The sequence below is a fragment of the Bifidobacterium sp. UBA6881 genome (genome assembly GCA_002451435.1).
GTDB lineage: Bacteria > Actinomycetota > Actinomycetes > Actinomycetales > Bifidobacteriaceae > Bifidobacterium.
In genome coordinates this window covers 59,035-67,384 of sequence record DKCF01000076.1, presented here as the reverse complement: position 1 = coordinate 67,384, position 8,350 = coordinate 59,035, and the positions used below count along the sequence as shown (strand labels likewise).

8 protein-coding genes and 2 pseudogenes are annotated in these 8,350 nt (G+C 61.3%); 4 read left to right on the top strand and 6 right to left on the bottom strand.

The window, feature by feature from the left end:
- Both B3C64_RS05985 and B3C64_RS05980 read right to left on the bottom strand, forming a co-directional pair.
- A pseudogene (locus tag B3C64_RS05985) lies at nt 1–335 on the bottom strand (branched chain amino acid aminotransferase); the annotation flags it as partial.
- A gap of 246 nt (nt 336–581) precedes the next feature.
- A complete protein-coding gene (locus tag B3C64_RS05980; protein ID WP_291534409.1) occupies nt 582–1,196 on the bottom strand; it encodes a 50S ribosomal protein L25/general stress protein Ctc in 615 nt (204 codons plus the stop codon).
- Nucleotides 1,197–1,497: 301 nt separating this feature from the next.
- Between B3C64_RS05980 and B3C64_RS05975 the strand changes: the two genes are divergently transcribed.
- From B3C64_RS05975 to B3C64_RS05965, 3 genes and pseudogenes are all read left to right on the top strand, one after another.
- A complete protein-coding gene (locus B3C64_RS05975) occupies nt 1,498–2,493 on the top strand; it encodes an alpha/beta hydrolase (protein ID WP_291534407.1) in 996 nt (331 codons plus the stop codon).
- Nucleotides 2,494–2,533: 40 nt separating this feature from the next.
- Nucleotides 2,534–2,707 carry a hypothetical protein gene (locus B3C64_RS05970; RefSeq protein ID WP_291534405.1) on the top strand — a complete coding sequence of 58 codons (174 nt, stop codon included), beginning with the start codon at nt 2,534–2,536 and terminating at the stop codon, nt 2,705–2,707.
- A pseudogene (locus B3C64_RS05965) lies at nt 2,692–2,898 on the top strand (MFS transporter); the annotation flags it as partial. The gene B3C64_RS05970 and the pseudogene B3C64_RS05965, both read left to right, overlap by 16 nt.
- Nucleotides 2,899–3,062: 164 nt before the next feature.
- Here B3C64_RS05965 and B3C64_RS05960 read toward each other — a convergent pair.
- The 3 genes from B3C64_RS05960 to B3C64_RS05950 form a co-directional block, all read right to left on the bottom strand.
- Nucleotides 3,063–3,476, bottom strand: a complete 414-nt coding sequence (locus B3C64_RS05960; RefSeq protein ID WP_291534403.1) for a GNAT family N-acetyltransferase — start codon at nt 3,474–3,476, stop codon at nt 3,063–3,065.
- Between the two features lie 104 nt (nt 3,477–3,580).
- On the bottom strand, nt 3,581–4,171 hold the full coding sequence (locus B3C64_RS05955) for a LysE family transporter (RefSeq protein ID WP_291534402.1): 591 nt from the start codon (nt 4,169–4,171) through the stop codon (nt 3,581–3,583).
- A 130-nt stretch (nt 4,172–4,301) separates the two neighbouring features.
- A complete protein-coding gene (locus tag B3C64_RS05950; RefSeq protein ID WP_291534400.1) occupies nt 4,302–5,216 on the bottom strand; it encodes a LysR family transcriptional regulator in 915 nt (304 codons plus the stop codon).
- Between the two features lie 54 nt (nt 5,217–5,270).
- Here B3C64_RS05950 and B3C64_RS05945 point away from each other — a divergent pair, with 54 nt between their 5' ends.
- Nucleotides 5,271–7,787 carry an excinuclease ABC subunit A gene (locus B3C64_RS05945; RefSeq protein ID WP_291534399.1) on the top strand — a complete coding sequence of 839 codons (2,517 nt, stop codon included), beginning with the start codon at nt 5,271–5,273 and terminating at the stop codon, nt 7,785–7,787.
- Nucleotides 7,788–7,816: 29 nt separating this feature from the next.
- Here B3C64_RS05945 and B3C64_RS05940 read toward each other — a convergent pair.
- On the bottom strand, nt 7,817–8,350 hold a 534-nt coding region (locus tag B3C64_RS05940; protein WP_291534398.1), incomplete at its 5' end, for a ribonucleotide-diphosphate reductase subunit beta.

The following is an 8,350-nucleotide window of genomic DNA, read 5'->3' as shown; positions in this document are numbered from 1 at the left end:
CGCTCGGCGTTCGCGTCCGGACGGAACAGCCAAGTGGAACCGTCCGCGTGACGGTATGCCTTCAGGCCCTCGAAGCATTCCTGCGCATAATGCAGCACGGATGCGCCCGGATCCATCTTCAGCGGCGCATAAGGCTCGACACGGCGGTCGGACCAGCCTTCGCCCTTGGTCCAGGTCATGTGGGCCATGTTGTCGGAGAAGACCTGACCGAATGCCGGCTTGTCGATGAGTTCGGCACGCTTGGCGTCGGATGCCGGGTTTTCGTTCGGGAGCACGGTGAACTTTTCGGTGAGCTTGTCGAGCCCTGCCGGATCGTGATGATTCTGTTCAGTCATTCTTAACTTCTTCTTGTTGCATCGGCCGCCCTCAGGCGGCATGCGGTTGTTTGGATTCCAGCGCTTGTGGCACCGGTTCTGGTTAGTACTCTCTCACACCATAAACGGAATCGATAACGAGCGTTCGCGATATGAGATGACCGGGAAATCCATTGGAAAAGCAAGGGCCCGCATACATCGAAACGTATGCGGGCCCTTCATCATGCGAGCGGAGCAATCCGCCCGATCACGCTAGTTCGCGTGGATTCACTCGGCGTCGGCGGCCGGAGCGGCATCGGCGTCGGCGGCCGGAGCGGCGGCTTCCTCAGCCGGAGCGGCGTCTTCCGGAATCTCGACGGTGACGACGGACTCTTCCGGATCCTCGACATCGAGCTCGGCGCCCTCAGGCAGGACGACGTCCTTGGCGAAGACCTTGGAGCCATCGGTGAGACCGTCGACGTTGACGACGATCCTCTCCGGCAGGTTGGCGACATCGGCGCGGACCTTGAGCTCCTGGATGTCGACGAATGCGACGGCGGCGCCCTTCGGGGTGCCTTCGACGAACACCGGCACCTCGACGTCGATCTTCTCGCCGGCCTTGACCTCGTAGAAGTCGACGTGCTCGACGATGCGCTTCACCGGGTTGCGCTGGACGTCCTTGACGACGGCCATCTTGGTCTCGTCACCGAACTTGATGGTGAACAAAGCGTTGGTGTGACGCAGAGCCAGAGTGGTCTCCTTCTGCGGCAGCTGCACGAAGGCCGGCTTCTCACCGCCAGCGTACACGGTTGCCGGAATGAGGTGCGCGACGCGCATGCGGCGGGCGGCGCCCTTGCCGAACTCGGTACGGGCAGCGCCTTCAAGGGTGATGGTGGTAGCCATAGCTATATCTCCTTAAGTGTTTCGTTCTTTTTTGTTTCGGCGCATCAACGAGCCGTGAGGAAACCCTCGAGGAGTTTGCAGATCACACGCCGAGTCGATTACGGAAGCGCACGCTTCCCTCGCCAAGACAACGGAAATCAATTATAGACGCGCCCCGGACAAAGCGGCCCGCGCGAAGACACGGCACGAATCTACGGAAAGCCACGCCAGCCGTCGGCGGAATCCTGATCAGGCAAGTACAATCATGGCAACGGCCACGCGTGGCAGGCAAACGACAATAATCGGGGAAATCGAGACAGCAATGACGCAACGCAACTCAGCAATCGTCCGCAACATCTGCCTGACGGCCGCGGCCGCCACCACGGTGGGCCTCGCCGCCCTATCCGCGTCGGCAAATCTCCTGTTCCGCTTCGCCATCGACACGCAATGGAAACATTCGATTTTCCATCAGGCGGCCATCGCGCCGGAGCGCGATGAGAAAATGCGCGCGGGCGAGGCCGGCGGAGCGATGGAATGGTTCGATCAGGCCAAGCAGCCCATCGCCATCACCAGCGGCGACGGGCTGCGTCTGCGCGGCTGGATCTTCGACCCTGATTGCGTCGACCCGGAGCCGCACATCTATGCGATCTGCATGCATGGCTACACGGGAGCGCCCGAGGAAATGGCGAAATGGGCGCATCGGCTGGCCCGGATGGGATTCACCGTGCTCGTGCCGTCGCAGCGCGCGCAGGCCTCGAGCGAGGGACGGTACGTCGGCATGGGTTGGCTGGAGCGCAACGACCTGCTCGGCTGGATCCACGCGATCGTCGCCGGCGACGAACAGGCGCGGATATTGCTGTACGGAGGCTCCATGGGAGCGTCCACGGTGATGATGGCGGCGGGCGATCCGCGCCTTCCCCGCAATGTGGTCGCCGCGGTAGCGGAAAGCGGCTACGCATCGGCCCGTTCGGAGTTCATCGACGCCGCCCGCGGCATGTTCCATCTGCCGAGGTTTCTTGCCGCGATATGCGTGGACGCCGCGGGTCTCGTCTGCAAATACCGGGCCGGCTACGATTTCGCCGACGCCTCGTGCGTACGCTCGCTGAGGCACACGGTCATTCCGATGCTGTTCATCCACGGAGGAGACGACCGCATGGTCAGTCCGCGCTCCCTTGATGCCAATTACGCCGCATGCTCGAGCCTTGACAGAACGAGGCTGCTGGTGCCCGGAGCCGGCCATATGGAAAGCTCGGCGACGGATCCGAAGACCTACTGGCGCACATACGAGGGTTTCGTCAAACGCGTCTTTGGATTATGAACGACGAAAATCGTTGCGAATCTCACATGAGAGATTCCTCATGGTTATCCCCAAAACGAACATCAATGATGTTCATTTCGCCAGAAATTCAGTATTCGCAACACTTTCACGTTTGACGCAGTCCTCCGACACGCAGGCATCCCCCATCGCCGTCCTCGCTATCTTGTTGCTTGTTCGCCGCAAGGCGGACGAGGAAACAATGGTCTGGCGTTGAGCGCATGGGCGTTCGCCGGCCTGTCGGGCAACCAGCTGGCGTCCTTCGTCGTGTCGCATGCGGCGAACGCCGCGCATCGGTACAGCGCGCTGATTCCGATCATCACCGTCCTGTATGCGGTGGCCCTCGTGTCGATGATCGCGGTCATCCTCGGCACCCGAGGCAAGCGTGCCGCCGTGCAGACGCACTGACGGATATCACAAACATTCAACAGCAAGGGGTGTCGCCCATCCGTGGACGGGCGACACCCCTTGCCATGTTTCTCGAACGTCGCGCGGTCAGAGCCGCATACATTCCATGCGCCAGCCGATTTCCAGACGGCACCGGCCGACCTCAAGGCATGGCTTCGCCGTGCTCAGCGCTTCTCGCCGGGATTGCAGATCTGCATGGCGACGCCGTCCTCCATGATATGGAATCCGTGCATCTGGTAGAACGTGGCGTTCTTGCTCTCCTCCGGCATGACCTCGATGTACAGGTAGTCGCGGTACTTCTCCTTGACCATGCCCACCAAGTGGCCGGCGATGCCATGGCCCTGGTATTCGGGATCCACCAGCACATAGTGCATGTAGGCGGTCATCTCGGTGTCGTCAAGCACGCGCACCAGACCGACGAGGCGGTCGCCGTCCCATGCGCTGAACACCGTCGATGATCCCATCAGCGCCTTGTGCAGGCGCTCGGGGTATTCGCCGGAGACCCAGCCGACGGAAAGGAACAGCTTCTGGGTCTGCTCCTTGGTGAACTTCTTTTCATCGGTGTACGTGATGTTCATACCCATTTCCTCTTTCTGTTTTCTGTTTTTCGTATTTTCCCACCGCGCGTCCCTTCGCGCGGCTTTCGTCTTACGCACGGCGCCATGGGCGGCGCCGATGCCGCTCAATGCAGCATCGCCCAGGCGCATTCCAGCAAAGACAATCCCAACACGATGTTGATGACACGGTAATGGCTGCGATAGAAGCGCTGCAGCAGCACTCCGAGCACGATCCACGTGGTCGTGGCGATCACGCCCATCATGACGATGAACGCGCCGAAGCCCGAAAGGGCCGCCGGCGACATCGTGTAATCGGTGATGAAGCCGGTCAGTGCGGTGATGCTGAAGAAATAAATCTTCACATTCACCAACTGGGGAAGGAACCCCATGGAGAAGGACGCCCTCCTGCCCTGCGTCCGTTCCACGGAATCGAGCTTGCTGCAGGCGATATGCAGGGCGAGCCACAGAATATACACCGCGCCGACGTATTTCAGATAATGCAGCACGTTGGGCAGCACCGAACCCAATCCAAGCACGAAGCAGATCGCGAGCGCCTGGATGAGCAGGTATCCGGTGAAGATGCCGAGGTACAGCGGACGTCCTTTGCGCCAGCCGTAGTTGGTGGCGGTGTTAAGCGCGAGGATGTTTCCGGGGCCTGGGGTGAACGTGTTGAGCAGCACGTATATGAGAAAGTTGCCTAATGCGTATCCGGGCACGTTGTTCCTCCTTGTATCGGCTTGTGCAAGCCTAGGAGTGTCGTGCCATGCGTGCTTTTGGATTCTTACCATAGAGAATTCTTATTTTTTATGCTTTTGAATAGTTTGATTCTATGGTTTGCCGCTGCGGTCATCGTGTTTCTTCATTCGTGCCGTATTGTCTGAGTTTGTCGACGTATGCCGATGCGAGTTCGGAAAGCGTCTGTCCTGTGTTGGTGATGTATCCGATGCGCATGCGTTCGTCCGCGTCGAGCGGCAGGGAGACGATGTCGTCCCCGTGCAGTCGGTTCGGCAGGATTCCCGTGGCTATGGTGTATCCGTCCAGCCCGATCATCAGGTTTTCGATGGCTGCGCGGTCGCTGACGCGGATGGTTCGGTCCGCTTCGATGTCGTTGAAAGGATCTTCCGCGTAGCTTGTGGATTCGTATCGTCCCTGCACGAAGCCGAGTTTCGGGTATGGGCGCAGGTCCTCCAGGGTGATGCTGCCCAATGCCGTCAACGGATGTCCGCGGCGGAGGAACACATGGGGGGACACTGCGAACAGTTGGTGAAATGCCACGTCGTTGCGTGTGAATTCGGCCGACAACACGCGTTCGTTCGCATGGCTGAGATAGAGGACGCCCAAATCGCTGAATCGGCTTCGCACGTCCTCGATGACCTGGTGCGTCTGCGTCTCGTTGAGCATGAGATCGTATTTCTCGTGCCCGTGTTCCTTCACGAGTTCGACGAAGGCGTTGGCGGTGAAGGTGTAGTGCTGCGTGGAGACGCAGAACCGTTGCTTGGTGTCCTGCGAATCGCCGTATTTCGATTCGAGCGCGTCCATCTGCTGTACGACACGTCGCGCGTAGCCGAGGAATTCCATGCCTTTGGCGGTTAGGGTGACGCCCGCGCGGCCGCGGTTGAATATGCGGAACCCGATGTTCCGTTCGACCTCTTTGATGGCGTTGGACAGGCTTGGTTGGGAGATGAACAGCGATTTCGCGGCTTCGGTCATCGATCCTTTTTCCACCACCGCGATCAGGTATCGCAATTGTTGCAGCGTCACGATGAATCGCCCCTTCGCCCATGTGTTTTCCGTTACATCAGTACTGTAGCAAGTATGGAACGATCATCTGGTGCTTTTCTGCCGTCCTGTATCGAGGTGCGCGGCGCGCGCGTGCATAATCTCAAGAACGTCGATATCGACATTCCGTTGAATCGCCTGGTCGGCATCGCCGGCGTGTCCGGTTCGGGGAAGAGTTCACTTGCGTTGGGCGTGCTGTATGCGGAGGGTTCGAGGCGTTATCTGGAGGCGTTGTCGACGTATACCAGGCGTCGTCTCACCCAGGCGGGCCGCGCGCAGGTGGATGTCATACGGCATGTGCCTGCGGCGCTCGCCTTGCACCAACGGCCTTCGGTGCCCGGCGTGCGCTCCACGTTCGGCACGATGACGGAATTGCTCAACAGTCTGCGCCTGTTGTTCTCCCGCTGCGCCTCGCATATCTGCGAGCGTTGCGGCTCCCGTAACGCTCCCACGATGAACGTCGCCGCCGAGCTGCCCATTCGATGCGCGTCCTGTGGCGGGCTTATGCATCCGCCGTCGGCCGAGCAGTTGGCGTTCAATTCCGCCGGCGCGTGCCCGACCTGCTCGGGAACGGGCATTGTGCGCACGGTCGACCGGGCGTCCTTGGTGCCGAACGAGACGAAAAGCATCGACGACGGCGCGGTATTGCCCTGGGGCTCGTTGATGTGGGACCTGATGAAGCAGGTATGCGGCGCGATGGGCGTGCGCACGAACGTCCCGTTCAACCAGTTGACCGACGTCGAACGGGACATCGTGTTCAATGGTCCGGCCGTCAAGAAGCACATTCTGTACAAGCCGAAGAAGGGCAATGAGCTCGCCGAGCTCGATTTCACCTACTACAACGCCGTGTACACCGTGGAGAACGCGCTCGCCAAGGCGAAGGACGAGAAGGGCCTCAAACGCGTGTCACGGTTCCTCAGCGAGGGGCCGTGCCCCGACTGTTCCGGCACGAGGCTTTCGCGTCAGGCCCGCCAGCCCCGGATTCTCGGCATCGATCTGGCGCAGGCCACTGCGATGACGCTCGACGAGGCGGTGCGCTGGGTGCGTTCGGTGCCGGCCTCGCTGCCGCGGGAGATGCGGCAGATGGCTTCGGCCATCTGCGAATCGTTCGAGGGCACGGCCAGACGGCTCATGGAACTCGGACTGGGATACCTGTCGCTCGACCGCGCCGGCGCGACATTGTCCACCGGTGAGCGCCAGCGTGTGCAGTTGGCCCGTTCGGTGCGCAACCGCACCACGGGTGTGCTGTATGTGTTGGACGAGCCGTCGATCGGCTTGCATCCGGCGAATGTTGATGGTCTGTTGGGCGTGATGCGCGATCTGGTGGCCGATGGCAATTCGGTGGTCGTGGTCGACCATGACACGCGCGTGCTCGCTTCGGTGGACCATTTGGTGGAGATGGGTCCGGTGGCCGGCGCGGGGGGCGGCCATGTGGTCGCGCAGGGTTCGGTGGCGGATGTCGTGGCGGCGTCCGGTTCCCGGATCGCGCCTTTTCTGCGTGATGGCGGCGCCGTGCATGAGCGGGTGCGGCCCCGGGTCGAAGCGGACGCGATGTTCGCCGATGGCCGGATTCATTTGGAGTCGAACGCCGTGCATACGGTGCGTCCTCTGTCGGTGGATGTTCCGCGAGGGCGGCTCACCGTAGTCACCGGCGTGTCCGGTTCCGGGAAGACGACGATGGTGTCGGAGACGCTGGTTCCCGCGTTGCGCTCGGTCATTGGCGGCGCCGCGTTACCCGCTTCGGCCCGTTCGATCGATGCGGATGGCGTGTCGAAGGCGGAGCTGATCGATGCCACGCCCATTGGTTCGAACATACGTTCGACCGTGGCCACGTATTGCGGCATCCACGATGATTTGCGCCGCGCGTTCGCGAAGACCCCTGGTGCCCGCGAGCGCGGCCTCAAGCCCGGCGCGTTCTCGTACAATACGGGTGCTTTGCGTTGCGCCACCTGTGATGGCACCGGCTCGATCTCGTTGGACGTGCAGTTTCTTCCCGATGTCGATGTCGAATGTCCCGACTGTCATGGGACGCGTTATGCGGATGCGGCCGATGGCATCCGATTGGAGTGCGCGGATGGCGTCGCGCGTTCGCTGCCGGAGCTGTTGGCGATGAACGTCGATGAGGTGGCGCCGTTGCTGGATTCGCTGCGGCCCGTGCGGTCGAAGCTGGCCACGTTGCACAGGCTGGGTTTGGGGTATCTGACGCTTGGCGAACCCACGCCGGCGTTGTCCGGTGGCGAGGCGCAACGGTTGAAGCTGGCCAGTGAGATGGGCCGTGGGCAATCCGGTTCGGTGTTCGTGTTCGACGAGCCGACGATCGGTCTGCATCCTTTGGATGTGCGGGTGCTGCTGCGGGTGTTCGACTCGTTGGTGGGTTCCGGCGCGACGGTGGTGGTGATCGAGCATGACCTCGATGTGATCGCGAACGCGGATTATGTGATCGACATGGGTCCGGGCGGCGGCGAGGCCGGCGGCCGCGTCGTGTGCGAGGGGACGCCGGATCGGGTCGCCGCATGCCCGGAAAGCGTCACCGGCAGATATTTGCGCGGCTGACCGCCGACCGCTCCGGATCCGCGAATCGTTCAGAAGTCCCAGTCGTCGTCATCGGTCTCGACCGATTTGCCCATGACGTACGAGCTTCCCGAACCGGAGAAGAAATCGTGGTTCTCGTCGGCGTTCGGACTCAGCGCGGCGAGGATGGACGGGTTCACGTCGCAGATCTCCTGCGGGAAGAGCGCGGGATATCCGAGGTTCATCAGCGCCTTGTTGCCGTTGTAGCGCAGGAACTTCTCGACGTCCTCCGTCAAACCGACCGGATCGTAGAGGCTGCGCGTGTAGTCCACCTCGTTGTCGTATAGCTCGTTGAGCAGGTCGTAGGTGTAGTCGCGCAGCTCGCCTCGTTTGCTTTCACCGACCCGTTCGAGCCCTTTCTGGTATTTGTATCCGATGTAGTAGCCATGCACGGCCTCATCGCGGATGATCAGACGGATCACGTCGGCGGTGTTGGTGAGTTTGGCGTGCGCGGAGAAGTACATCGGCAGGTAGAAGCCCGAATAGAACAGGAACGATTCGAGCAGGGTGGAGGCCACCTTGCGTTTGAGTGGGCTGTCGCCTTC